Origin of the sequence: Rhizobium sp. ERR 942 (genome assembly GCF_007828395.1) — a bacterium.
Classification (GTDB): Bacteria; Pseudomonadota; Alphaproteobacteria; order Rhizobiales; family Rhizobiaceae; genus Rhizobium; species Rhizobium dioscoreae.
In genome coordinates, this window is the sequence record NZ_VIUA01000001.1 from 741127 (window position 1) to 765285 (window position 24159).

Consider the following 24159-nt stretch of genomic DNA (forward strand, 5'->3'; position numbering starts at 1 on the left):
TCGGTTTTGCTATGTGTTGGTATCATGATTTCGCGATTGGTACGCCTAATTATCTCGGTTGTGTCGCCTCTGTTTTCAAGCGCTGGTATAGAAAAGCCCTCGCAACGGTTCGTCGCGAGGGCACTTTGCAGGCGTTGAATATGGTTTTTCGGGCCTGGCCACGCGCGAAGGCGCTGCCTGCGAGATGGATCGCTAATTAAGCCGCTTCGTCGAGCGTCGGATAGTCGGCGTAACCCTTGGCGCCGCCGCCATAGAGCGTTGCCTGGTCCCATTGAGCGAGCGGTGCGTTTTCCTTCAGGCGGCGGACGAGATCCGGATTGGAGATGAACGGCTTGCCGAAGGCAACGACATCGGCCTTGCCGCTGTCGACGGCTTCGATCGCCATCTCGCGGGTATAGGCATTGTTGACCATCCAGCCGGCCTTGCCGCCTGCGGCCTTATAGGCTGCATGCAGGGCATCGTAATCGAAAGGCAGGGAGTCACGCTTGCCGCCGGTCTGGCCCTCGATGACATGGATATAGGCGAGGCCGTACCTTGCCAGGCCTTCGACGACATAGGTGAAGAGCTGCTGCGGGGCCGGATCGCTGGCGTCGCCGGATGACGTGACAGGCGAGATGCGGATCGCCGTGCGGCCGGCACCGACTTCCTTGGTGACGGCATCGACCACTTCGAACAGGAAACGCGCGCGGTTCTCGATTGCGCCGCCATACTGGTCGGTGCGGTCGTTGACATTGCCGCGCAGGAACTGGTCGATCAGGTAGCCGTTGGCGCCATGAATCTCGACACCGTCAAAGCCGGCATCGATCGCGGCGCGGGCCGCCTTGCGGTAATCCTCGATGATGCCCGGGATTTCCGAGGTTTCTAGCGCGCGCGGTTCGGAAACATCGGCAAAGCCGCCGGTGCCGTCACTGTTGACCAGATAGGTCTTCGAATTCTCAGCGCGCTTGGAGGTCGACGAGACCGGCTTGCCACCATTCGGCTGCAGGGTTGTATGGGAGATACGACCGACATGCCACATCTGCACGACGATCTTGCCGCCGTTGGCATGCACGGCGTCGGTCACCTTCTTCCAGCCATCGAGCGCTTCCTTGCTGTAGAGGCCGGGAACGTTGGCGTAGCCCTGACCCTGATGGGTAATCGCCGTTGCTTCGGTGATGATCAGGCCGGCAGTGGCGCGCTGGGCGTAGTATTTGACGTTCAGTTCATTCGGCACTGCATTCGGCGAGCGATTGCGCGTCAGAGGTGCCATGACGATGCGATTGGCGATGGAAATATCACCCAGCTTCGTCGGTTCGAATAATTTGGTCATGGATCGTCCTTTCTATTGGGGGCAGGGAAATCAGGACGAGGCGATCGCCAGGTCCGAAGAACTACGGTGGTTAAGGCAGCAGCTTCTTGGGGAAGATTGCGTCGGTGATGGGGGACATGGGCGCAAATACAGGGAGCGCAGCAGACATTTTCAGAGTTCCTTCTGCATGGCCGCGAGGAATTCGGCGATCGTTTCCTCGTTCCGCTTGTAGAAAATCCACTGGCCAAGGCGCCGCGTCGTCACCAGGCCGGCGCGATGCAGCGTGCCGAGATGCGCTGAGACGGTCGATTGCGACAGGCCACAGCGCTCGAACTGGCTAGCGCAGACGCCGAGCTCCAACGGGTGCTCCTGGGTCGGGAAATGGGTGTGCGGATCTTTGAGGTGATTGAGGATTTCGAGCCGGGCCGGGTGGGCCAGAGCCTTCAATATCTCGTTCTTGTCCATGGCGTTCACCATATGAATATCGAATAATTGCGATTTATGTATCGACGATTTTCGATATATCAAGGGCGACGCTGAAGATTATTTTCGGCAAGGCCGTCGACGTGCGTGCTTAGAAATTAGGCAAAAAAAGAGGGCCACCGGAATGAACCAGGGCCCTTATAGGTGTGAAGGTCAAAACCTCCAGAGGGGAACAGCCAATGCGGTGGAACTGGGAGGAAAAGCCACCGTGTGCATCAGCTGAGTGCGTTATGATGCTAATTTGTGCAGTGCGCAATGCTTTTTTGTGCATGGCAGTTATGCGTTTGCTACGTCGGCGACAAAAGGGCAAAAAAAAGGGCCTCCGGAGTGAACCAGGGCCCTATAGGTATGAAGGTCAAAAACCTCCAGAGGGGAACAGCCAATGCGGTGGAACTGGGAGGAAAAGCCACCGTGTGCATCAGCTATGTCCGATATGGTAGTTAAATGGGCAGGCTTCAACTCTCATTTGTGCATATCAGCTATGCATCATATGCGTGGCTGATATACTAGCCGTAAAAAGAGTTCGTTATCAGTGACTTACTTTCGTCAGAAGTTCCAGTTACGAGCCTTCGCGACAATAAAATCACGAAAAACCTTGAGCTTGGCCGCGTTCTTCATCTCGTCGGGATAGCAGAAATAGGTGTCGAAGGACGGCACGTCGGCATTGATGGCAAGCTGAATGAGGCCGGGGTCGCGGCCGACGATATAGTCAGGCAATACCGCGATGCCGATACCAAGCAGGCAGGCGCGCTTGATCGACGTCTGGCTGTTGATCTGCAGGTGCGGCACGCGCTTGTTGTCCGAAGACCGGCCGGCGATCTCCAGCCAGTTGACGTCGAGCAGGTAGTTTGGTGCCGGCTCGCCGAAGCTGATGATGCGATGTTCGTCCAGATCCTCCACCGACTGCGGCTCGCCGTAGCGGTTGATATAGGAGGGGGCCGCATAGACGTGCATGTGCACGGTGAAGAGCTTGCGCTGGATGAGATCCGATTGCTGCGGCTGGCGCAGACGGATGGCGCAGTCCGCGTGGCGCATGTTCACATCCAGCTCCTCGTTGTCGAGGATCAGCTGGATCTGCATGTCCGGATAGAGCTGCAGGAATTCCTGGATCTTGTCGGTGAGCCAGCCCTGGCCGAGACCGACGGTGGTCGTCACGCGCAGCTTGCCGCTCGGCTTGTCGGTCGTTTCGGTCAATTGCATCTTGACCGTTTCGAGCTTCAGCAAAACGTCATGGGCCGTGCGATAGAGCAGCTCACCCTGTTCGGTCAGGATGAGGCCGCGCGCATGGCGGTGGAAAAGCTTGATGCCAACGTCTTGCTCGAGAGCGCTGACCTGCCGGCTAATGGCGGATTGAGACAAGTGCAACTTGTCGGCCGCATGCGTGAATGAACCCGCTTCGGCAGCCGCGTGAAAGATACGCAGCTTATCCCAATCCAATGGCATGCCGTTTCCCCTCATCGGCTGCATCACTCCGCAGCCACGGCGACGGGCATGTGCCCGGTCAAATAGCGTTCCGCCTCAAGCGCGGCCATGCAGCCCATCCCGGCTGCCGTGATCGCCTGGCGGAATGTATCGTCGGTCACATCACCCGCGGCATAGATGCCTTCGACGCTGGTCGCGGTCGAATCGGGAGCGGTCCAGAGATAGCCATTGTCCTTGAGTTTCAATTTGCCCTTGAAGAGCTCGGTCGCCGGCGCATGGCCGATGGCAACGAAGACACCGTCGATCGGCATTTCCGTGATGGCGCCGGTACGCGCATCGCGCAGGCGTGCGCCCGTGACCGATGGCGGCATCGGCGGCTTGGCGGGCGTGCCGGTGATTTCGGCAACCTCAGTATTCCAGAGGATCTTGACGTTTGCCTTGGCGAACAGGCGCTCCTGCAGGATCTTTTCCGAACGGAAAGTATCGCGGCGATGCACCACGGTCACCGATTTGGCGATGTTGGAGAGATAGAGCGCCTCTTCAACGGCGCTGTTACCGCCGCCGACCACGATCACGTCCTTGTTGCGGTAGAAGAAGCCATCGCAGGTGGCGCAGGCGGAGACGCCGAAGCCCTGGAAATGCTGTTCGCTCTCGATACCCAGCCATTTCGCCTTGGCGCCGGTGGCAATGATGAGCGTGTCGGCGGTCCAGACTTGGCCGCTATCTGTATGGGCAACGAAAGGACGCTTGCTGGTATCGACTTCGGTCACGAGGTCGTTGACGATTTCGGCGCCGACATGCTGTGCCTGCTGAAGCATCTGCTCCATCAGCCATGGTCCCTGGATAGGATCGGCAAAGCCCGGATAGTTCTCGACATCGGTCGTGATCATCAGCTGGCCGCCCTGTTCGAGACCAGCGATCAGAACCGGCTGCAGCATCGCGCGCGCGGCGTAAACCGCCGCGGTGTAACCGGCTGGGCCGGAACCGATGATGAGCACCTTTGTGTGGCGGGCAGGCATAGTCAGTCCTTTCAATTTCGGCGATTGGGAAACCGCGGCTTCAAGCGCGCAAAGCAGGCGATTTCGCGATCCGCGGCTTCATTTATGATTGCCTTATGCATTTATTCAAGGGCAGCCTTGCATTACACACAGAGCAAATCTGCTTTGTGTAAGAATCAACTACGCGAGAGAAACTTTCTTGCGTATTTTCCTGCCTTATATAGAAGCTGGCGAGGGGGAATTAAAGAAAGGCAAGAAAGTGCTTCGCGCTGAGCTCGATGCCATCGATATCAAGATTCTGCGGGAACTCCAGCGGGACGGACGCATGACCAACGTCGAGCTCGCAGACAGGGTCGGCATTTCGGCGCCGCCATGTCTGCGCCGCGTGCGCAAGCTGGAAGAGGCTGGCGTTATCGAAGGCTATCACGCCATGCTGAACAGCCCGAAACTGGGCTTCGATCTCGTGGCTTTCTGCATGGTCGGCCTCAAGCATCAGTCGGAAGCGAACCTCAAGGCTTTTGCCAGCGCAACTTCGGCATGGCCTCTGGTTCGGCAGGCATGGATGGTGTCCGGCGACAGTGATTTCCTGCTGCACTGCGTTGCGGAAAATCTCACTCGTTTCCAGGATTTCGTCATCGAAGTTCTGACGGCGAATGAACATGTCGACACCGTGCGCACCATGCTGACCATTCGGCAAGTCAAAAAGCTCGGCCTGGTGGAGCTCTAGGCGAATGGCGGATCGCCCCTGGCATCGGTCGCTGATCAAATCCGGTGTGCGCCTCTTTCTAGGCGGCTCGCGGGCTCATGTGCAGGACTGGTTCCCGGGGCTCAGCATCGTCCGCAGCCAGAATGTTAGCGAGGTGCTTTACCGGGGCGCCAAGGTTGCGAGCCTTGCCGGCATGGACCGTCTGCGCGAACGCTGCGGCGATGCGATCTACATCGTCGGCTCGGGTCCATCAATTCGCGATTGCGATCTGAGTGGTCTGGAATTCCGCAGTGCCATTCTTTTGAACGGTGCCATCGGCTTGTCTGGCGACCGGATCGGCGAGCCTTTAGCAATTGCCGTCGAGGATGAGCGTTTCGTCTGGCGACATCTCGACATGCTGCGCGAGAAGGTGGCTCCTGGTTCTCTTTGCCTGTTTTCCGTGGCGGTGCTGCGTGCGCTTTGCGAGATCGACAAAAGCTGGCTGGCGGACAAGACCATCATCCTGATCGACGATATCCGCAAGCCCTATGGTGCTCGCCGCCGTTCGGTCGACGACCTCAAGAAACTGCAATATGTACGATTGAATACCGAGGGGTCGGCGGGTTTTTCGCTTTCGCCGGACCGAGGAGTGTTTTTGGGTGGGTCCGTCGCCGTCTCGGCCCTGCAATTTGCCCTTTATTGCGCAAAGCAGCAGGTCGGCTTCCTGGGGATCGATATATCCAATGCCGGCGAGCCGCGCTTTTATGAGACGCCTAGCGACATGGCGTTCTCCGGCATTGCGCGGGCAGAGAGTCGTATCATCGAGCATCTGGTGCTTGCGCGGCAGATCGCAGCCGAGCGCGGCGTCTCTTTCGTCAACTACTCCCGCATTTCGGCATTGCTCAAATATGATTTTGGTTACGACGACAGGTTTGCATTGAAGCCGCGGGCGTGATCTTCGATGGAGTCGGCGAGGCTGCTGTGAAATTAGGGTCGATGGAATGAAGCTTATGCGCTGGCTGAAACCCAAGGCGTCCGACGCCAAGAAGCTGTCCATCGATCCGCCGGAGCCAAGGGCAGGGCGCCATGGCATTGCCATTGCCGCCTGCGTGAAGAACGAGGCCCGTTATATCGAAGAATGGGTGCGCTTCCATCAGGCAGTCGGCATTCGCCACTTCTATATCTATGATAATGACTCGACGGACGAGACCTGCTTGCTTCTTCGAAGCCTGCTCTCTGAAGATGCTTTGACGATTATTCCCTGGGCTGGGCGCATGCGCGATGCGGCGACATCAGCGGTACTGAATGGCCAGGTCATCACCTTCGCCCATGCGATCCTGAATTTTGGCGGCGATTATCGTTGGATGGCGTTCATCGATGTCGACGAATTCCTGCTGCCGAAGGACGCCGCGACGGTCGAGCAGGCGCTGGAGGTCGTCGGCGATTTCCCGAATGTCTCGCTGCCCTGGCATATGTTTGCGACCAGCGGCCATGAGACACCGCCGGACGGACCTTTGACGTTGAATTATACGATGCGCGGCGCCGATCCGATGACAGCAAAGGAAAATGTCAGCAATTTCAAATGCATCGTTGATCCATGCGAAGTCACCGAAGTCAGTGTGCACCAGTTCCAGACGCGTGCCTATGGCGATCTGACAGCCAATGACGCCGGCAAGCGGTTTACTCGGCGTGCACGCAAGTCCCCTGAGTTCTATTCAAACCGATTTCTGCAGCTGAACCACTACTATACAAAATCCCGGCAGGAGCTGATGGAGAAGCTGGCGCGGGGTTGGACCTATGACAGCAGTGTGACCAAATATCGGGACAAGGTCTTGTCCATCGTCAAAAGCATCGAGGAAGACATGATGGAGGATCGTTCGATGATCGAATTCATCGAGCGCAACCATATTGATCTTAGCCGCTGATCGGTCCGTTCACTTGTTGGCGCCAAGCAGCCGCTTGTAGACCTCGCCGATAGCGGTCGCTTCCTTTTCCAAAGCGAACTCGCTGCGCACATGGCGCACGGCATTTTCGCCCTGGCGAAGGGTTTCCTCTGGATTGGCAAGATAGAAGGCGATCGCTCTAGTCAGGGCCTCGCCATCGCCCGCCGGCACCACGGCGCCTGTTTCGCCCGGTACGATCATTTCGGCATAGGCGCCGGCATCAGAGGCGACGACAGCGGTGCGGGAGGCCATGGCTTCCAACGGTGTCAGGCCAAAACCCTCGTTGCGGGAAGGGGCGACGTAGAGGGTGGCGCGGCGATACCAGGGTTTGATATCGTCGACTTCGCCCATGAAGCGGATACGATCGGTGAGACCTGCATCGGCCACCATCTTTTCCAGCTGCTCGCCAAAACTGCGGTGCTCAGCTGTCACGCGGCCGCAGACGACGGCGGTCCAGTCCGGATGGCGCGGCAACAGCTCGATCATCGCCTTGACGAAGAGATCCGTGCCCTTCTGATGGCGGACGCGGCCGAAGCAGCCGATCAGATAGGTGCCGGGCAGGCCGGTTGCGGCCATGCGGTCGTCAGGCTTTTCCGGCGGATGGAAGCTGTTGAGGTCGACGCCGTGCTGGATGACGGTGTGCGGCACTTCGAGAAAGCTGCCCGAGCGCGTGCTGGTGGCGATCACGGCATCCATGCGGCGGATCAACCAGCGTGTGTAGCCAGTGTGGCGGCGCTGGGCTGCGGAGGTGAAGACAAGCTTCAGGCGCATGCGCAGAACGGAGCGCAGCAGCAAACCCACAAGCATTTCGTTGTTGCGGCGGGCATGCCAAACGCGGAGGCGATAGCGGCGCGGCTTCATCCAGAGACCGGGCAGGCGGAGCCAACCGAGCCTTGGCAGGTTTTCCGGCAGGCCAGGGCCGAGTGTGGCGATATGATAGCCGAGCTCGACCTGCTTGGGGATGAGCTGCACGATCGTAGACGTAACGCCGGAAAGCCGGCGTTTGAAATTCGTTGCTATGATTTCGATCTCACGGAGATCGCTCGCATGCGCTGTCTCGCGATCGCGCACGGGCGATCAGCCCCAGGAGACGGAGAGGATTTCGTAAGCCTTGGCGCCACCGGGTGCATTGACCTCGATGGAATCGCCGACTTCCTTGCCGATCAGGGCGCGGGCGATCGGGGAGGAGATGGAGATGCGGCCGGCCTTCACATCGGCTTCCTGATCGCCGACGATCTGGTAGATCTTTTCTTCCTCGGTGTCTTCGTCGACGAGCTTGACCTTGGCGCCGAACTTGATCTTCGAGCCGGACATCTTGGTGAGATCGATGACTTCGGCACGCGCCGTGAGATCTTCCAGCTCTGTGATGCGGCCTTCATTATGGCTCTGAGCTTCCTTGGCGGCATGGTACTCGGCATTTTCAGAGAGATCGCCGTGGGCGCGCGCTTCTGCAATTGCCTCGATGATTCGCGGGCGCTCTTCCTGCTGACGCCAGCGCAGCTCTTCCTGCAGCTTGACGAACCCGTTCTGCGTCATCGGTACCTTTTCAACCATTTTTCTTGTCCTTCACTCCCTGTGTTGCTCTGCTGCAGACACAAAAGAAAACAGGTCCCGAAGGGGTACTTCGGAACCATCCAGAGCCGTTATTCTGTCATCTATAGCAGATTGCGACAGACGAATGCCAGAAAATTCGAAGGTTTAAGGAAAAGCTCCTGTTGAAGCTCCCTCACCATTCGATCGGCTGTCGGGGCCGCAACGAACGTGAGCCGGCTATCCTGCTCACGCTCCTTATTGTCGAATCAGCTGCTTCAGAAATAGCTCTGCAGCGGCTGAACTTCGAGGTTTCCGGCCTTCAGCGCCTTGATCGCCATGGCGGCGGCTTCGGCGCCGGCCATGGTGGTGTAGTAGGGCACTTTCTGCATCAGCGTCGCGCGGCGCAGTGACTTCGAATCCGAGATCGCCTTGTTGCTGTCGGTCGTGTTGATGACGAGCTGGACCTGGCGGTTGCGGATCGCGTCCTCGATATGCGGACGTCCCTCAAGGACCTTGTTGATCTTGGTCGCTTCAATGCCGTTTTCGGCTAGATAGCGCTGGGTTCCGCCGGTTGCGAGCACCTTGAAGCCCTGTTCGGCCAGCATGCGGATGGCGGGTAGCACGCGGGGCTTGTCATCGTCGCGAACCGAGACGAAAACCGTTCCGTCACGCGGCAGTTCCACGCCGGCGCCGAGCTGCGACTTGGCGAAGGCGAGCGCGAAATCCGTATCGAGGCCGATGACTTCGCCGGTCGAGCGCATTTCCGGGCCGAGGAGAGTGTCGACGCCGGGGAAACGCGCGAAGGGGAAGACGGCTTCCTTGACGGCGATATGCTTCAGCTTGCGCGGATCGGGCTTTTCGCCATAGGCGGCAAAGGTCGCATCCAGCTTCTCGCCGGCCATGACGCGCGCGGCGATCTTGGCGATCGGCGCGCCGATGGTCTTGGCGACGAAGGGCACGGTACGCGAGGCGCGCGGGTTCACTTCGAGCACGTAGACCGTGTCGTCCTTGATGGCGAACTGCACGTTCATCAAGCCGCCGACATTCAGAGCCTTGGCCATTGCTTTCGCCTGGCGCTCGAGTTCGTCGATCATGGCTGCGGAGAGCGTGCGAGGGGGCAGCGAGCAGGCGGAGTCGCCCGAATGGATGCCGGCCTCTTCGATATGTTCCATGATGCCGGCGACGTAGACGTCCGTGCCATCGGACAGGCAATCGACGTCGACTTCGATGGCGTTGGTCAGATAGCTGTCGAAGAGCAGCGGGTTCTTGCCGAGCAGCGTGTTGATCTGGCCGGTCTTGTCGTTCGGGTAGCGCTGCTTGATGTCTTCCGGCACCAGTTCTGGGACCGTGTCGAGCAGGTAGCCCTGCAGCTGACCTTCCGAATGGATGATCTGCATGGCGCGGCCGCCGAGAACATAGGACGGACGCACGACCAGCGGGAAGCCGATTTCGGAGGCAATGAGGCGTGCCTGCTCGACGGAGTAGGCAATGCCGTTGTTCGGCTGGTTGAGATCGAGCTTCATCAAGAGCTTCTGGAAGCGGTCGCGGTCTTCGGCAAGGTCGATCGCGTCAGGAGCGGTGCCGAGGATCGGGATACCATTCTTTTCCAGGGCTTCGGCGAGCTTCAGCGGGGTCTGGCCGCCGAACTGGACGATGACGCCGACGACTTCGCCCTTTTCCTGCTCCGCGCGCAAGATTTCGATAACATCTTCCGCGGTCAGCGGCTCGAAATAGAGACGATCCGACGTATCGTAATCGGTCGAAACCGTTTCCGGGTTGCAGTTGATCATGATCGCTTCATAGCCGGCATCCTTCAGCGCGAAGGCGGCATGGCAGCAGCAATAATCGAACTCGATACCCTGTCCGATACGGTTCGGGCCGCCGCCGAGGATGACGACCTTCTTGCGGTCGGAAACCTGCGCTTCGGAACGAGCGGCGCCGACGAAGGGCGTCTCATAGGTCGAGTACATATAGGCCGTCGGTGAGGCGAATTCGGCGGCGCAGGTATCGATGCGCTTGAAGACCGGGCGGACGTTCAGCGAATTGCGGAGTTCGGCTACTTCCTTCGGGCGCTTGCCAGTCAGCGTCGCCAGACGTGCGTCGGAGAAGCCCATGGCTTTCAGCATGCGCAGGTTGGCGGCATCCTGCGGCAGGCCGTGCTCGCGGATGCGCTCTTCCATATCGACGATGTTCTTCAGCTGCTCGAGGAACCATGGGTCGATCTTGCAGCCTTCATGCACCTCTTCGATGCTCATGCCCTGGCGCAGCGCCTGGGCGACCATACGCAGACGGTCCGGCGTCGGCGTGCCGATGGCGGCGCGAATGGCGTTCTGGCTGCCTTCGCCTTCCTCGATGCCGGGGATCTCGATCTCGTCCAGACCGGTCAGGCCGGTTTCGAGGCCGCGTAGCGCCTTCTGCAGCGATTCCGCGAAGGTACGGCCGATTGCCATGACTTCGCCGACCGACTTCATCGCCGTGGTCAGAACCGGGGAGGCGCCGGGGAATTTTTCAAAGGCGAAGCGCGGGATCTTGGTGACAACGTAGTCGATCGACGGCTCGAAGGATGCCGGGGTTGCGCCGCCGGTGATATCGTTTTCGAGTTCGTCCAGGGTGTAGCCGACAGCGAGCTTGGCGGCGACCTTGGCGATCGGGAAGCCGGTGGCCTTCGAGGCAAGCGCGGAGGAACGCGACACGCGCGGGTTCATTTCGATGACGACGAGGCGGCCGTCCTTCGGATTGACGGCAAACTGTACGTTCGAGCCGCCGGTTTCGACGCCGATTTCGCGCAGAACCGCGATCGAGGCGTTGCGCATGATCTGGTATTCTTTGTCCGTCAGCGTCAGCGCGGGAGCGACCGTGATCGAGTCGCCGGTGTGAACGCCCATCGGGTCGATGTTTTCGATCGAGCAGATGATGATACAGTTGTCCGCCTTGTCGCGGACGACTTCCATCTCATACTCCTTCCAGCCGAGCACCGATTCCTCGATCAGGACTTCCGTAGTCGGCGAGGCGTCGAGGCCACCGCCGACGATCTCGAAGAATTCCGAGCGGTTGTATGCAATACCGCCGCCGGTGCCGCCGAGTGTGAAGGAGGGGCGAATGATAGCGGGCAGGCCGACATGATCGAGTGCCTGCGCGGCAATTGCCATTGCGTGGCTCATATAGCGCTGCTTGCGATCGCTTTCGCCGAGGTTCCACTGGTTTTCCAGTTCGTCGAGCGCCTTGTCGAGCTCAGGACCAGAAAGAGATGCCTTCAGCTTGCTCCGCTCGGCCTCATGCGTCTTGCGGTCGGCGTCCTTGATATCGGTGGCGTTTGCCAGCATGGAACGCGGCGTTTCGAGGCCGATGCGGGCCATGGCTTCGCGGAAGAGAGCGCGGTCTTCGGCCATGTCGATGGCGGCTGGCTTGGCGCCGATCATCTCGACATTGTAACGGTCGAGCACGCCCATGCGCTTCAGTGACAGCGCGGTATTGAGTGCAGTCTGGCCGCCCATGGTCGGCAGCAGCGCGTCCGGACGCTCCTTGGCAATGATCTTGGCGGCGACCTCGGGCGTGATGGGTTCGACATAGGTCGCATCCGCCAGACCCGGATCGGTCATGATCGTTGCCGGGTTGGAGTTGACGAGGATGACGCGGTAGCCTTCCTCTCGCAGCGCCTTGCAGGCCTGCGTGCCCGAATAGTCGAATTCGCAAGCCTGTCCGATAACAATCGGTCCTGCACCGATAATGAGGATCGATTTGATATCTTGGCGCTTCGGCATGGGCTCACATCCGTTTTTTCGTTGCGCCAAAAACCGGCCAGGGTGGGAGGTCACCGGCCGGGGGCGCTATGGGCAATATTTTCAGGCTAGAAGCGGCTTATAGGCAAATGTATTTGCAAACGGAACCCCATAAATGGCGGAATCGACATGAATTCTGCCGGCTTCGTCGTCATCAGCCGAAACGGCGCCGAACGGCTTCGGCATAGGAACGGCTGACCGGCATCTCCATTCCGTCGCGGGCGACGACGAAAAGCTTGCCGTTGCCGCGTTTCAGGCCGGCAACATGATCCGTCGCAACCCAGTGCGATCGGTGCAGACGGATACCCTCAGTATTGCCGAGTTCCGTAAGCGCATCGCCAAAGCGCAGCAGGATGAGTTCGCGCCCACGGCTTGTGACGACCTCAGTGTAGTGATCGCGAACGGTAAGCCTTATCAGCGCTCCCCGATTTTCCGGCTTCAGGCGCAGGAGAATCGGCGGCTGCGATGCCAGCGGTTGATGCTCAGCCGCGACGGATCGTGTTTCTGTCTCCTCGAGCTCTGTTCCTCCAGCTGCGATCGCTATCTGCCGATGCATCGTCATGTAGGCGAGAATACAGAAGAGGGCGCAGAGGGGTACCGATCCGAGGGACTGGTGCAGGCTGCCGACTACCGTGGGCATTGTGCCGAAGAATGCAAAGTCGACGAGTGTGATGCCGAAGCCGATCGGCAATGCGGCGGCGATGGAACCGATCATCATTCTTGCGAACATGCTTGCTATTTGTCCGCGCAGCAGAATTTCGGCGACGATGGAGAAGACGATCGCGATCGACCACGCCATGGCATGCAACGCAAGCCAGTAGCACAGTCTTGCTCCCGGCATCAGCCTTTCAAGTGTGCCATACGGTCCGGTCAAGGCAAAGATCAGGACGATCGTAACGAAGGTCGCCCAGAAGCGCGGTGAACGCTGGATGACCTGCAATTCGCGAAGCGTGGATTGCAGAAGGGTGTGATCCACGAAGATGTCTCGTCTTTCGCGCAATTTCGGTTGAGAGAACAGTACTATTGCGAAAAGGCTCGATAAACTCAACCGGATAGAGATCATGACGTTCGAGCCGCTTTTTGATGCCCCAATCGCGATCCAGATCCATGTCGCGGCGGTCGTTCCGGCCGCCTTGCTTGGAGCCTATCTTCTTGTCAGGCCCAAGGGAACGCCAAGACATCGCCTGCTGGGCAAGATTTGGTTGGTCCTGATGGTGGTGACGGCGCTATCGAGCTTTTTCATCCATCAGATCAACATGTTCTACGGCTTCAGTCCCATCCACCTGCTCTCCACATTCGTTCTCTTCGGTTGCTGGGGAGCGATCGCCAATGCCCGCAAGCACAATATTGACGCGCATAAGCGCATCGTCAGAGGCCTTTACTTCGGTGGCATCGTGGGTGCCGGAGCTTTTACCTTTCTTCCGGGGCGGATAATCAACAAGGTGGCCTTCGATGGAGATGAAACAGCGCCATTTCTGGTCGCGGCAGGTATAGCCATCGCGCTTTTATGGCCCATGTCCAAAGAAATATGGCGGCGACGGCGTTTAAACTGATGTTCTGTCGATAGCCAACTGGCTTTGTTACACATCCTGGATATATAAATGCCTCAAGGGACTTTGATTTTAGGCATCGCCAGGAGGTGCACTATGGATTGGAAGGGGCGTCGGCAATCCGACAATATCGAAGACGAACGCGGCTCATCGCCGATGGGCGGCGGGATAGGTGGCGGCGGCTTCCGGTTTCCGGGCGGAGGGATCGGTGGCGGTGGCTTGAGCTTCCGCACCATTATCGTGCTTATCGTGATCTTCCTGATCCTGAGGGCCATGGGCGTCGATGTCATCGGCCTGCTGCAGCAGAGCGGCATGCTGGAAGGTGGCGGCTCCGGATATCAGCAGAGCACCTCCAACAGCGGTGGAGGCGGGCAGCCGGCCAATGACGAGATGAAGCAGTTCGTCGCGACCGTTCTTGCCGATACGGAAGACACCTGGACCGGCATCTTCAAATCAATGGGTCAGACCTATACCGATCCGAAGCTCGTGCTGTTTTCCGGCAGCTTCCCTTCGGCCTGCGGTCAGGCTTCCGCGGCTACCGGTCCGTTCTACTGCCCGAGCGATCAGAAGGTCTATCTCGACATGGCTTTCTTTCAGCAGATGAAGGATCAGTTCGGCGCGTCCGGCGATTTCGCGCAGGCCTATGTGATCGCACATGAGGTCGGCCACCATGTGCAGGACCTGCTCGGAATTCTGCCGAAATTTAATCAGGCCCGCCGCAACATGAGCGAAGTGGATGCCAACAAGATGTCGGTGCGCATCGAGCTGCAGGCCGACTGCTTCGCCGGCATCTGGGGCAAGTTCACCCAGCAGAAGGGCATCCTGCAGGCCGGCGATCTCGAAGAGGCGCTGAATGCGGCGCAGCAGATCGGCGACGACACACTGCAGAAGCGCACGCAAGGCTATGTCGTTCCCGACAGCTTCAACCACGGCACGTCGGCGCAACGCGTGAAGTGGTTCAAACAGGGCTTTGATTCCGGCAAGCTCTCGGATTGCGATACGCTGAATAATCCGGTCTGATCTTGCTTGCCCGCTCCCGTGATACCGGCGAGCGGGCAAGCCTTTGGCGCATTATTTCTCGCTGTCGAGATGCGTCAGCTGTGCTTCCGGATAACGGCCGCCGGCTGCAGCGTCTTTCGGGATCGCGCGTTCGATTGCGGCCATATCGGCTTGTGACAATTCAACCGAGCGCGCGCCCAAGGCTTCCGTCAGGCGATCGCGGCGACGGGCGCCGATGACCGGGACGATGTCTTTGCCCTGAGCTGCGACCCAGGCGATTGCGATCTGTGCAACGCTGGCGCCTTTCGCCTCGGCGATCCCGCGCAAAGCTTCGACCAGTTCCAGGTTCTTTTCGACGTTTCCGGCCTGAAAGCGCGGACTTATCGTGCGGAAATCGCCCTTTTGGACATTATCTTTCTGCCAGTGGCCACTGATGAGACCGCGCGAAAGCACGCCGTAAGCGGTGATGCCGATCCCTAATTCACGGCAGGTCGGCAGGATCTTGTCTTCTATGCCGCGCGATATCAGCGAGTATTCGATCTGCAGGTCAACGATCGGATGGATGGCAGCGGCGCGGCGGATGGTGTCAGCGCCGACTTCCGACAGGCCGATATGCCTGATGTAGCCTGCCTTGATGAGATCCGATATCGCGCCGATCTGATCTTCGATTGGCACGTTCGGGTCGAGACGGGCAGGGCGGTAGATATCGATGTGATCGACCCCGAGCCGCTGCAGCGAATAGGCGACGAAATTCCGGATCGCCGCCGGCCGGGCATCGTAACCGAGCCATGCGCCGGAGGGATCGCGGAGTGCGCCGAACTTGACGCTGAGCAGGAAATCATCCCGCTTCAATTCCTTGATGGCTTCGCCGATCAGCATCTCATTGTGGCCCATGCCGTAGAAATCACCCGTATCCAGCAGGTTGATCCCGGCGTCGAGCGCTGCATGGATGGTGGCGATGCTCTCAGTGCGATCGGACGGGCCATACATGCCGGACATGCCCATGCAGCCGAGGCCCAGAGCCGATACCTGCGGGCCCGTCCTGCCCAGTTGAGTTTTTTCCATCCTGCTTCTCCTTGGCTAAGGCGTGCGCCATCTCACGATGGCTTCTATTGTCATATTTACTCCATCAATCCCTGTGCGATAATCCAGGTAAATCGAAACGGGTTGTTTGGAATTTCGTACAATGGATGATTTGCCGCTGGCCGATCTGGTCGCCTTTACCGCCGTCGCCCGCGAGCGCAGCTTTCGTGAGGCAGCGCGCAGGCGCGGCGTTTCCGCCTCCTCGTTGAGCGAAGCGGTTCGCCGGCTGGAGGAGCGGCTGGCGGTGCGCCTGCTCAATCGCACGACGAGAAGCGTCACGCCGACTGAGGCGGGAGAGCGGCTGATGGAGCGCCTGACGCCGGCCATGAGCGAGATCGCCGTCGCGCTCGACGACATCAACAGCTTTCGCGACAGCGTCGGCGGAACGTTGCGGCTGAATGTTCCGACGGTTGCTGCCATGGTCGTCATGCCCGATATCATCAGCCGTTTCCTGAGGGAATATCCGGCGATCTCGGTCGAAATCGTTGCCGAGGATAGTTTCATCGACGTCGTGGCGGCTGGCTATGATGCCGGTATTCGCTATGATGAGCGGCTGGAAAAGGACATGATCGCCGTGCCGATCGGGCCGCGGCAACAGTATTATGTTACGGCTGCGGCACCGGCCTACCTCGCGGCAAATGGCACGCCGAGGCATCCGCGCGATATATTGGAGCATCGCTGCATCCGTCATCGCTTCCTGAGCGGATCCGTCGTTCCCTGGGAGTTCGAAAGAAACGGCGAGACGATCTTCATCGCCCCGCCGATGGTCGTTGCGACGAATTCGATCGATATCGAACGCAGCGCGGCCGCGGCCGGCTTGGGTATCATCCGAACCTTCAAGGAATTTCTTGAGCCGCAAATTGCCCGCGGGGAGCTGGTGCCGATCCTCGAAGAGTGGGACACGGTCTTTTCCGGTCCGTTTCTCTATTACGCCAGCAGGCGGCACATGCCAGCGCCACTCAGAGCCTTCGTCGATTTCCTGAATCGCGAGCAGAAACGCAGTCGCGACAGATAGTCGCTTTGCGCCGAAGATCAAAAAAACCGGTCAATAAATCAATAAGATTGAAGCGTTCACGGATTGTTTCCGCCAAAATCTTTATGTATGGGGGACGCTCCGGTTTTTCGTTCACGTTCTGTCTCTTTCATCGAGACGGAGCCGCCAGAAGGCACCTCCATGATCGATCAGAAATTCGCCCGTCGGGGCCTGTTCCTCGTCTTCCTCATTCTCTTCCTCGACGTCATCGGCATCGCGATCATCATGCCGGTCATGCCGAAATATCTTGAGGAATTGACCGGTGCCTCGGTCAGCACGGCGGCGACCGAGGGTGGCTGGCTGCTGCTGGCCTATGCCGCCATGCAGTTCCTGTTTTCGCCGTTAATCGGCAATCTGAGCGATCGTTTCGGCCGCCGCCCGCTTCTGCTTGCTTCGGTACTGACATTCGCCATCGACAATTTCATCTGCGCGATTGCCGGCTCCTACTGGATGCTGTTCGTTGGCCGCATTCTTGCCGGCATCAGCGGCGCAAGCTTCTCGACCTGCTCGGCCTATATCGCCGATATCAGCAATGACGAAAACCGCGCGAAGAATTTCGGCCTGATCGGCATGGCTTTCGGCGTCGGCTTCGTGCTCGGGCCTGTTATCGGCGGCTTCCTCGGCGAGTTCGGGCCGCGCGTGCCTTTCTACGGCGCGGCGGCTCTGGCCTTCCTGAATTTCGTCGGCGCCTATTTCCTCTTGCCGGAAACGCTGGATGCCAAGCATCGCCGGCCCTTCGAGATCACACGCGCCAATCCGTTCGGCGCGCTCAGACAGATGCGCCGCTACCAGGGCATCGGCTGGGTCTGCGTCGTGATGTTCCTGAACTGGCTGGCGCACGGCGTCTATCCGGCCGTATGGGCTTTCGTCACCTCCTATCGCTATGACTGGAGCGAAGGGCAGATCGGCTTCTCGCTCGCCGTCTATGGAATCGGTGCCGCCATCGCCATGGGTCTGGTACTGCCGCGGCTCGTGCCTGTGCTCGGTGAGTGGAAGACCGCAGTGCTCGGAATGGTGTTTTCCTGTCTTGGTCTGATCGGTTACGCCTTCTCATGGCAAGGATGGATGGTTTACGCGGTTATCGTCCTGACTGTCATCGAAAACGTGGCGGATGCGCCTTTGCGATCGATTGCAGCCAGCAAGGTTCCGCCTTCCGCACAGGGCGAATTGCAGGGAGCGCTCGGTAGCCTGACGAGTATTACTGCCATCATCGGGCCGGTGCTGTTTCCCTATCTGTTTCAGTATTATACCGCGCCGACCGCACCCGTCGTTTTTGCCGGTGCACCCTTCATCATGAGCGCAATTCTGGTGGTCGGCGGGCTTGTCGTGCTTGTGATGAAGGTTCGCAAGACGGAACCGAAGGCGGTCGCACAATCACAGGCGGGCGAGGCAGCCTAAAAAATCATCAGATATTTTGATGCTCCGATGAATTCTTTAGCATCATGGGCTTGTCTGCTGGCTTTTTAAGCTAAGTTGCGTTAATGCGGCAGGCTCGCGCACGCATGGGTAGGGCGGTCCGCGCGATTCTAAAGATCGAGTCTTCGCTATGGATATGCCGGTACCTGCGCGCCCTTACGCGCATGACAATGATAATTCGTGGTCTGCACATGTTCGCGCAACGCTTGCGCTGGGCATTCCGCTGATCGGCGCGCAATTGGCGCAGCTCGGCATCAACACCACTGACGTGATGATCGTCGGCCGGCTCGGCGCCGAGCAGCTTGCTGCAATGGTGCTTTCCGCGCAGTTCCTGTTCACGATCCTGGTTTTCGGTTCGGGCTTTTCCATCGCGGTCATGCCGCTGGTGGCACAGGCCTATGGCAGAGGCGACGTTACCTCGGTGCGCCGTGCGCTGCGTATGGGCCTGTGGGTCGTAACGGCCTATTGGTTGTTGGTGCAGCCGGCATTTTTCTATTCCGAACAGATTCTGCTGGCGGCCGGACAAAAGCCTGACGTCGCGAAATTGGCGAGCGGCTATATCGATATCGGCCACTTCGCCGTGTTGCCGGGGCTGCTCTACAATGTCATCCGGGCGTTGGTCAGCGCCATCGGCCGTGCCGGCATCATCCTCAAGGTCACCATCGCCATGCTGGTCATGAATGCCGTGCTGGCCTATATCCTGGTGCTCGGACATTTCGGCTTGCCGGCGATGGGGCTGCATGGCGCGGCCATTGTCTCCGTCGCCGTGCAGACGGCCGGATTTCTCTTCATCGTCGGTTACGTGCAGGCCCACCAGGAAACGCGGCGCTACGAGATCTTCGCCCGATTCTGGCGGCCCGACTGGCATGCTTTGTGGGATGTCATCCGGCTTGGTTTTCCGATCGGTGTGACGGTTCTGGCTGAGGTCAGCCTGTTCACCGCGGCATCGCTGCTGATGGGGCAGATCGGCACGATCGAGCTTGCTGCCCACGGTATCGCGCTGCAGTGGGCTTCGATCGCCTTCATGATCCCGCTCGGCCTCAGCCAGGCGGCGACCGTGCGCGTCGGCGTCGCGCACGGCCAGGGCGATCATTTCGGCCTGAAGCGCGCGGCCATCGTGGTGCTCATCGTTTCGAGTTGCATTGCGGTTTGCGGCAGCATCCTGTTTGCAACCGTGCCATCCTGGCTGGCAAGCTGGTTCCTGGACGTCCATTCGGCCGAGGCCTCGCAGGTGCTTGCCTTTGCCGCACCGCTGATTGTCGTCGCCGGCTTCTTCCAGCTCGTCGATGGGCTGCAGGCGATTGCGAGCGGCCTGCTGCGTGGTCTGAAGGATGCGCGCGTGCCTATGATCCTGGCGCTGATCGCCTATTGGCCGATCGGCTTCTTCCTCGCCTGGCTGCTGGCGTTTCCGCTCGGCTTCGGCGGCATCGGCATCTGGTTCGGCTTCCTGCTCGGCCTTGCTTCTGCGGCGGCGATGCTTTGTGCCCGGTTCTACATTCTCGTGCGGGCTGAGAAGGCTGCCGCTTGATAGCGACGGTCTTCGTTGCGTTGCGAGACTACTGACAAAACTTGACAGCATGGTCGTCTATATTGGTGACATACCAAAGACGGGAGACGACCATGTTATTCAAGGCAAGTAATCGTAACGATGTCGCGCTTTTCCCGCGGGACGACCAGATCAATCGGGGGGCAGCTGTACGCCTCCTGCCGCACGCCAACACTTCGTCCCGGCGACCGGAGCCGGAGCAGAAGTCCTATTGGTTGGCTGTGGCCAGTGCTGAGCATGTACGCATTGGGCGCGAACATGGCTTCATGCAAGTGAATCATGGCAAGCGGGCCCCCTTGAAGCGCATCAAGCCGGGCGACGGCATCGTCTACTACTCCCCATCCGTCAAGATGGGCGAGAGGGACGGCTTTCAGAGTTTCACTGCTATCGGCTTTGTCCGTGAGGGTGAGCCTTATCTCGCCGAGATGGGTTGCGGAAAAGCTTATCGCAAGGATGTGGATTGGCTTGATGCGCCCGAACAGCCGCTCCGTCCTCTCCTGGGCTGGCTTGATTTCACCCAGGACAAGAATTGGGGCTATAAGCTGAGATTCGGCTTCGTTGAATTCGGACAATCGGATTTCGAGTTCCTCGAAGAAATCCTGATGAGCGAGCTCGAAGTGGTCAAGCAGCGCCGCCTGCAAGCCTGAGCTCTGGCAAGCATGAACATATGTGACGAAAGACCTCCCAAGTTGATCCACAAAAAGAAAGCCTCGGATTGATACCAATCCGAGGCTTTCTCATGCGATTGGATGGTCGGCTTTATCAGGCGCGTTCGGCCAGGGCTTCTTCGCCCTTCTTCTCGCGCACCAGGTTGATGAAGCGGCGGAAAAGATAGTGGCTATCCTGCGGGCCGGGTGACGCTTCAGGGTGATGCTGCACCGAGAAGACCGGCTTGCCCGATACGCGCAGGCCGCAATTGCTGCCGTCGAAGAGCGAAATATGAGTCTCCTCAACGCCTTCCGGCAGCGAATTGGAGTCGACTGCGAAGCCGTGGTTCATCGAAACGATTTCGACCTTGCCCGTCGTGTGGTCCTTCACCGGATGGTTGGCGCCGTGATGGCCCTGATGCATTTTCGCCGTCTTGGCGCCGAGCGCCAGACCAAGCATCTGATGGCCGAGGCAGATGCCGAAGAGCGGGATTTCGGTCTTCAGCAGGTCCTTGATGACCGGTACGGCATATTCGCCCGTCGCAGCCGGGTCGCCGGGACCGTTGGACAGGAAGATGCCGTCCGGCTTGAGACCAAGCACGTCATCCGTCGAAGCCGTCGCCGGCAGGACGGTGACCTTGCAATCGAGGCCGGCAAACAGGCGCAGAATGTTACGCTTGACGCCGTAATCGAGGCAGACGACATGGTACTTGGCGTCGTCGGCGCCGAGTTCACCATAGCCTTCGTTCCAGACCCAGGGCGTCTGCGACCATTGCGACGACTGACCCGAGGAGGCGACCTTGGCGAGGTCGAGACCTTCGAGACCGCTCCACGCCTTGGCGTCCGCCTTCAGCTGCTCGATATCGAAGACGCCGTTCGGATCGTGAGCGATCACGCCATTCGGCATGCCGTTCTCGCGGATCCAGGCGGTCAGCGCACGCGTGTCGATGCCGCAGAGACCGATGATACCGCGCGCCTTCAGCCACTGGTCGAGGTGCTTGGCGGCACGGTAGTTCGAGGGATCGGTGATATCGGCCTTGAAGATGACGCCGACGGCACCGTGGCGGGCGGCCGGTGTCAGGTCTTCGATATCTTCATCGTTGGTGCCGACATTGCCGATATGCGGGAAGGTGAAGGTGACGATCTGGCCGAGATAGGAGGGGTCGGTCAGGATCTCTTCATAACCCGTCAGCGCCGTGTTGAAGCAGACTTCGGCCTGGACCTTGCCGGTCGCGCCGATACCCTTGCCTTCGATCACGGTGCCATCCGCGAGAACGAGGAGGGCGGTCGGCTTTTCAGTGGTCCATGGGGCTGTGGCGGTCATAGTCATCCCGTTTCCGGCGTCGGGCGCGGCCTTGAAGAGACCGGCGGTTCCGCCATGTTTGTAGCAAGGTGCAGCCGTCGACCGAGGTCGCGGCTTGAGATCTTCCTATCGATCTAATGTGCAGGTGATGGACATAGCTAAACAAGGCGAGCCGGTCAATGCACGCTTTCGCTTTCCTGATGGGGAATTCGGGCTTCCGGGCGCGATTGCGTTGATCGGCACTGTTGGTTTAAGAGACAGCAACATGACATAAGTGGCCGGGGCGATCGTTGCCGGCCTGCTTCAAGGAGTTTAGAGACATGATCCGCGAAACCCTTTCCAATGCCCAGAAGGACGCCATGAAGGCAAAGGATACGGCGAGGCTTTCGACCGTCCGTCTCATCCTTGCTGCGATCAAGGACAAGGACATTGCCAATCGCGGTCTCGGCAAGGAACAGGCGAGCGAGGATGAGATCCTGCAGTTGCTCGCCAAGATGATCAAGCAGCGCGAGGAATCGGTGAAGATCTACATCGACGGCGGCCGCCCGGAGCTCGCCGACAAGGAGCGCGAAGAGATCGCCGTCATCCAGGGCTTCATGCCCGAGCAGCTTTCCGAAGAAAAGGTGCGTGAAATCTGCGTTGCGATTGTCGCAGAACTCGGCGCGCAGAGCCTGAAGGATATGGGCAAGTGTGTGGCCGCCCTGCGCGAGCGCTATGCCGGCCAGATGGATTTCGCAAAAGCCTCGGCCATCCTTAAGGAACTGCTGAAGTAAAACTCTGTTTCACCCTCGGCATGCGGACCGGCCGCGTGCCGAGGACAGTTTGCCAGGCGGCGTCTATGATGGCGAGCTTCCCCGCCTGATAATTCCGATATTCCTCAATGAAAGCGGTGGAGAGCCAAAGCTGGCTCCGCCCCGGCGATCCCGTCCATCCGACGCTTTGCATCTTTATTGCCTTGTTCATGAGTCGCTTTGCATTGGTCCTGGAGATGAGAAACCGGTTGCAGATATCCGTAAAGGCCACCGGCCCGATGACCGCTTTCTGAGTCGTCGTGTTGATCGTGACGATGCGGGAGATCAGATAATCCATGATGATGCCGCCTGAATTTGCCCAGGTGAACAGATCGAACGTTTCTCCCGGATTGCGCAGGTCGTCATTTTCTATGATGCCGACCGAGATCGGGGGCTGTAGCAGACCAATGAGCTCCGGTTTTTTGCTGAACAGGGCGTTGCGCTTGCCGCCATCCAATCGATCCAGCACGGAAAGATGGATGCTCATCCATTTCGCAAGCTGCATTGCTGCCTCTTCCGTGGGCTGCATCGGCCGCGTGCGCCTGTCGCTCGTGACCGGCAGATAGCGCAGAAAACCGAGAGCCAGCATCTCCTGAATGAAGCTGAGCGCGGTGTTGTGGCTGGCGATTTCATGTTCGACGATATAGTTGGCGAAGCGATTGGCATGAATGCCGGGCGGTTCTCCATCGATGCCGCCGCAATAAAGGGCGAAGCCGGCGAGCGCCATCAGCCAGCGTTGCTGCGAAGCAAAGACAGAGCATACGCGCTGATTCTCATCATAAGTGGATATAATCTCTCGTGTATAATCGAGGATTTCCGTGAAAAATTTGGGGTCTTGAACAAGTTCCTTCGCGGATAAAGACATGCAACCGTCTCCGATCAGCTGAACAAAGTTTCAAATTGTCTGACGAGATAATTACTAAGATCGCATATACGTAGATAATAAAAGATATCGATCGAGGTCGTTGCGTCAAGATACTTGCGCCGACGAACCAAAGATGGTCCGCAGCCTATGTTCAATGCTCGTGTTGTCGCGAAATTGAGATGGCCCAAAATTAGAGAAGGCAGGAGCTGGGGGAGCTCCTGCCTTCTTGCGCTTTGCTGACGTTCGATGACGCAGGGTGGGGCCCAAAAATCAAACGTCTTTTGCAAAGGCACTCAGGTGGGGCGGCGCCGGGGGTAGGGATGGTGCCCCACCTGAGTATCTGCTGAACTTATCTGAAGATCCTAATCTGCTGGGGCAAAGCCAATGCCTGCGGCGGCAGTTCGGACATTTGAACCTTTACGCCTGCCGTAAGGGCAGGAACTTTCATATTCGCCGGCAACTGATATCCCGCACCGGCATAGAGCACATTCTTTTCGCTGGCGCCGCTGTCCATCGTGGCCGAGCTGTAGGTCGCTGTGGCGAAGATGGCCGCTGCTGCCAAGGGTACGATCAGAATGCGCATTTCCCTCTCCTAAACTGAAAGCCCGTACCTGGTGGCTTCCGGTTCGTCAGGGCGTCTCGGCATGTCGCGTCGCAAAGAAGTTTCTTCGCCGGCTTGTCTCGCCCTGTGAGAAGAACGCTATTGCGGCGCACACGAACAATCAAATTACAAAAAAATAATGTTTGGCTTACAAACCTGCCGCAAATGCGCCGTCAGAGAGTGTCCCGCGGGCG

22 protein-coding genes are annotated in these 24159 nt (G+C 58.9%); 10 read left to right on the forward strand and 12 right to left on the reverse strand.

The window, feature by feature from the left end; translation table 11 throughout:
- Window positions 1-196: 196 nt before the first annotated feature.
- The 4 genes from FBZ97_RS03625 to trxB form a co-directional block, all read right to left on the reverse strand.
- Window positions 197-1309 carry an alkene reductase gene (locus FBZ97_RS03625; protein WP_145316572.1) on the reverse strand — a complete coding sequence of 371 codons (1113 nt, stop codon included), beginning with the start codon at window positions 1307-1309 and terminating at the stop codon, window positions 197-199.
- Between the two features lie 150 nt (window positions 1310-1459).
- Window positions 1460-1753, reverse strand: a complete 294-nt coding sequence (locus FBZ97_RS03630) for a metalloregulator ArsR/SmtB family transcription factor (protein ID WP_069612851.1) — start codon at window positions 1751-1753, stop codon at window positions 1460-1462.
- Window positions 1754-2317: 564 nt separating this feature from the next.
- Complete coding sequence (locus tag FBZ97_RS03635) at window positions 2318-3214, reverse strand: LysR family transcriptional regulator VtlR (protein WP_092711607.1); 897 nt, start codon at window positions 3212-3214, stop codon at window positions 2318-2320.
- A gap of 23 nt (window positions 3215-3237) precedes the next feature.
- A complete protein-coding gene (gene trxB, locus FBZ97_RS03640) occupies window positions 3238-4212 on the reverse strand; it encodes a thioredoxin-disulfide reductase (RefSeq protein ID WP_095435379.1) in 975 nt (324 codons plus the stop codon).
- A gap of 238 nt (window positions 4213-4450) precedes the next feature.
- Here trxB and FBZ97_RS03645 point away from each other — a divergent pair, with 238 nt between their 5' ends.
- From FBZ97_RS03645 to FBZ97_RS03655, 3 genes are read left to right on the forward strand one after another with little or no spacing between them, the layout of a single operon-like run.
- Window positions 4451-4918, forward strand: a complete 468-nt coding sequence (locus FBZ97_RS03645; RefSeq protein ID WP_015340578.1) for an Lrp/AsnC family transcriptional regulator — start codon at window positions 4451-4453, stop codon at window positions 4916-4918.
- Between the two features lie 4 nt (window positions 4919-4922).
- Window positions 4923-5831, forward strand: a complete 909-nt coding sequence (locus tag FBZ97_RS03650) for a glycosyl transferase (RefSeq protein ID WP_145316574.1) — start codon at window positions 4923-4925, stop codon at window positions 5829-5831.
- Between the two features lie 55 nt (window positions 5832-5886).
- A complete protein-coding gene (locus FBZ97_RS03655) occupies window positions 5887-6801 on the forward strand; it encodes a glycosyltransferase family 92 protein (protein WP_145317570.1) in 915 nt (304 codons plus the stop codon).
- A gap of 9 nt (window positions 6802-6810) precedes the next feature.
- Here the strand turns inward: FBZ97_RS03655 and FBZ97_RS03660 are convergent, their stop codons facing one another.
- The 4 genes from FBZ97_RS03660 to FBZ97_RS03675 form a co-directional block, all read right to left on the reverse strand.
- A complete protein-coding gene (locus FBZ97_RS03660; RefSeq protein WP_113351871.1) occupies window positions 6811-7890 on the reverse strand; it encodes a glycosyltransferase family 4 protein in 1080 nt (359 codons plus the stop codon).
- A gap of 6 nt (window positions 7891-7896) precedes the next feature.
- The gene (greA, locus tag FBZ97_RS03665; protein ID WP_069612629.1) at window positions 7897-8373 is read right to left on the reverse strand and encodes a transcription elongation factor GreA; all 477 of its coding nucleotides are present in this window, start codon (window positions 8371-8373) and stop codon (window positions 7897-7899) included.
- A 254-nt stretch (window positions 8374-8627) separates the two neighbouring features.
- Window positions 8628-12113: a carbamoyl-phosphate synthase large subunit gene (gene carB / locus FBZ97_RS03670; RefSeq protein ID WP_145316576.1), complete on the reverse strand. Its 3486-nt coding sequence runs from the start codon at window positions 12111-12113 to the stop codon at window positions 8628-8630.
- Between the two features lie 172 nt (window positions 12114-12285).
- Window positions 12286-13107, reverse strand: a complete 822-nt coding sequence (locus FBZ97_RS03675) for a LytTR family DNA-binding domain-containing protein (protein WP_145316578.1) — start codon at window positions 13105-13107, stop codon at window positions 12286-12288.
- An 85-nt stretch (window positions 13108-13192) separates the two neighbouring features.
- Here FBZ97_RS03675 and FBZ97_RS03680 point away from each other — a divergent pair, with 85 nt between their 5' ends.
- Entirely contained in the window at window positions 13193-13684 is a 492-nt protein-coding gene (locus tag FBZ97_RS03680) for a DUF2306 domain-containing protein (RefSeq protein ID WP_145316579.1), read from the forward strand.
- A gap of 93 nt (window positions 13685-13777) precedes the next feature.
- Window positions 13778-14701 carry a neutral zinc metallopeptidase gene (locus tag FBZ97_RS03685; RefSeq protein ID WP_145316581.1) on the forward strand — a complete coding sequence of 308 codons (924 nt, stop codon included), beginning with the start codon at window positions 13778-13780 and terminating at the stop codon, window positions 14699-14701.
- A 51-nt stretch (window positions 14702-14752) separates the two neighbouring features.
- Here the strand turns inward: FBZ97_RS03685 and FBZ97_RS03690 are convergent, their stop codons facing one another.
- Entirely contained in the window at window positions 14753-15745 is a 993-nt protein-coding gene (locus tag FBZ97_RS03690; RefSeq protein WP_145316583.1) for an aldo/keto reductase, read from the reverse strand.
- 121 nt (window positions 15746-15866) lie between these two features.
- Here FBZ97_RS03690 and FBZ97_RS03695 point away from each other — a divergent pair, with 121 nt between their 5' ends.
- From FBZ97_RS03695 to FBZ97_RS03710, 4 genes are all read left to right on the forward strand, one after another.
- Entirely contained in the window at window positions 15867-16778 is a 912-nt protein-coding gene (locus FBZ97_RS03695) for a LysR family transcriptional regulator (protein WP_113332273.1), read from the forward strand.
- A gap of 159 nt (window positions 16779-16937) precedes the next feature.
- Entirely contained in the window at window positions 16938-18194 is a 1257-nt protein-coding gene (locus FBZ97_RS03700; protein ID WP_113332327.1) for a TCR/Tet family MFS transporter, read from the forward strand.
- 148 nt (window positions 18195-18342) lie between these two features.
- Window positions 18343-19740, forward strand: coding sequence for an MATE family efflux transporter (locus FBZ97_RS03705; protein ID WP_113388901.1), 1398 nt, complete (start codon window positions 18343-18345; stop codon window positions 19738-19740).
- 92 nt (window positions 19741-19832) lie between these two features.
- On the forward strand, window positions 19833-20405 hold the full coding sequence (locus FBZ97_RS03710) for an EVE domain-containing protein (RefSeq protein WP_113351878.1): 573 nt from the start codon (window positions 19833-19835) through the stop codon (window positions 20403-20405).
- Window positions 20406-20520: 115 nt separating this feature from the next.
- On the opposite strand, the gene carA is transcribed toward FBZ97_RS03710, so the two are convergent.
- On the reverse strand, window positions 20521-21729 hold the full coding sequence (gene carA, locus FBZ97_RS03715; protein ID WP_145317573.1) for a glutamine-hydrolyzing carbamoyl-phosphate synthase small subunit: 1209 nt from the start codon (window positions 21727-21729) through the stop codon (window positions 20521-20523).
- Window positions 21730-22028: 299 nt separating this feature from the next.
- Between carA and FBZ97_RS03720 the strand changes: the two genes are divergently transcribed.
- Entirely contained in the window at window positions 22029-22481 is a 453-nt protein-coding gene (locus FBZ97_RS03720) for a GatB/YqeY domain-containing protein (protein ID WP_095435367.1), read from the forward strand.
- On the opposite strand, the gene FBZ97_RS03725 is transcribed toward FBZ97_RS03720, so the two are convergent.
- Window positions 22462-23364 (reverse strand): hypothetical protein, encoded by a 903-nt coding sequence (locus FBZ97_RS03725; RefSeq protein WP_113388899.1) that lies wholly within the window; start codon window positions 23362-23364, stop codon window positions 22462-22464. The genes FBZ97_RS03720 and FBZ97_RS03725 overlap by 20 nt on opposite strands.
- Window positions 23365-23713: 349 nt before the next feature.
- Window positions 23714-23947, reverse strand: a complete 234-nt coding sequence (locus FBZ97_RS03730; protein ID WP_092711581.1) for a hypothetical protein — start codon at window positions 23945-23947, stop codon at window positions 23714-23716.
- Window positions 23948-24159: the final 212 nt, after the last annotated feature.

What these genes read in the sequence shown, in the direction of transcription:
- FBZ97_RS03625 (WP_145316572.1), bottom strand. Translation starts at nt 1,309, where the DNA reads ATGACCAAATTATTCGAACCGACGAAGCTGGGTGATATTTCCATCGCC.
- FBZ97_RS03630 (WP_069612851.1), bottom strand. Translation starts at nt 1,753, where the DNA reads ATGGACAAGAACGAGATATTGAAGGCTCTGGCCCACCCGGCCCGGCTC.
- FBZ97_RS03635 (WP_092711607.1), bottom strand. Translation starts at nt 3,214, where the DNA reads ATGCCATTGGATTGGGATAAGCTGCGTATCTTTCACGCGGCTGCCGAA.
- trxB (WP_095435379.1), bottom strand. Translation starts at nt 4,212, where the DNA reads ATGCCTGCCCGCCACACAAAGGTGCTCATCATCGGTTCCGGCCCAGCC.
- FBZ97_RS03650 (WP_145316574.1), top strand. Translation starts at nt 4,923, where the DNA reads ATGGCGGATCGCCCCTGGCATCGGTCGCTGATCAAATCCGGTGTGCGC.
- FBZ97_RS03655 (WP_145317570.1), top strand. Translation starts at nt 5,887, where the DNA reads ATGCGCTGGCTGAAACCCAAGGCGTCCGACGCCAAGAAGCTGTCCATC.
- greA (WP_069612629.1), bottom strand. Translation starts at nt 8,373, where the DNA reads ATGGTTGAAAAGGTACCGATGACGCAGAACGGGTTCGTCAAGCTGCAG.
- carB (WP_145316576.1), bottom strand. Translation starts at nt 12,113, where the DNA reads ATGCCGAAGCGCCAAGATATCAAATCGATCCTCATTATCGGTGCAGGA.
- FBZ97_RS03680 (WP_145316579.1), top strand. Translation starts at nt 13,193, where the DNA reads ATGACGTTCGAGCCGCTTTTTGATGCCCCAATCGCGATCCAGATCCAT.
- FBZ97_RS03685 (WP_145316581.1), top strand. Translation starts at nt 13,778, where the DNA reads ATGGATTGGAAGGGGCGTCGGCAATCCGACAATATCGAAGACGAACGC.
- FBZ97_RS03690 (WP_145316583.1), bottom strand. Translation starts at nt 15,745, where the DNA reads ATGGAAAAAACTCAACTGGGCAGGACGGGCCCGCAGGTATCGGCTCTG.
- FBZ97_RS03695 (WP_113332273.1), top strand. Translation starts at nt 15,867, where the DNA reads ATGGATGATTTGCCGCTGGCCGATCTGGTCGCCTTTACCGCCGTCGCC.
- FBZ97_RS03700 (WP_113332327.1), top strand. Translation starts at nt 16,938, where the DNA reads ATGATCGATCAGAAATTCGCCCGTCGGGGCCTGTTCCTCGTCTTCCTC.
- FBZ97_RS03705 (WP_113388901.1), top strand. Translation starts at nt 18,343, where the DNA reads ATGGATATGCCGGTACCTGCGCGCCCTTACGCGCATGACAATGATAAT.
- FBZ97_RS03710 (WP_113351878.1), top strand. Translation starts at nt 19,833, where the DNA reads ATGTTATTCAAGGCAAGTAATCGTAACGATGTCGCGCTTTTCCCGCGG.
- carA (WP_145317573.1), bottom strand. Translation starts at nt 21,729, where the DNA reads ATGACCGCCACAGCCCCATGGACCACTGAAAAGCCGACCGCCCTCCTC.
- FBZ97_RS03720 (WP_095435367.1), top strand. Translation starts at nt 22,029, where the DNA reads ATGATCCGCGAAACCCTTTCCAATGCCCAGAAGGACGCCATGAAGGCA.
- FBZ97_RS03725 (WP_113388899.1), bottom strand. Translation starts at nt 23,364, where the DNA reads ATGTCTTTATCCGCGAAGGAACTTGTTCAAGACCCCAAATTTTTCACG.
- FBZ97_RS03730 (WP_092711581.1), bottom strand. Translation starts at nt 23,947, where the DNA reads ATGCGCATTCTGATCGTACCCTTGGCAGCAGCGGCCATCTTCGCCACA.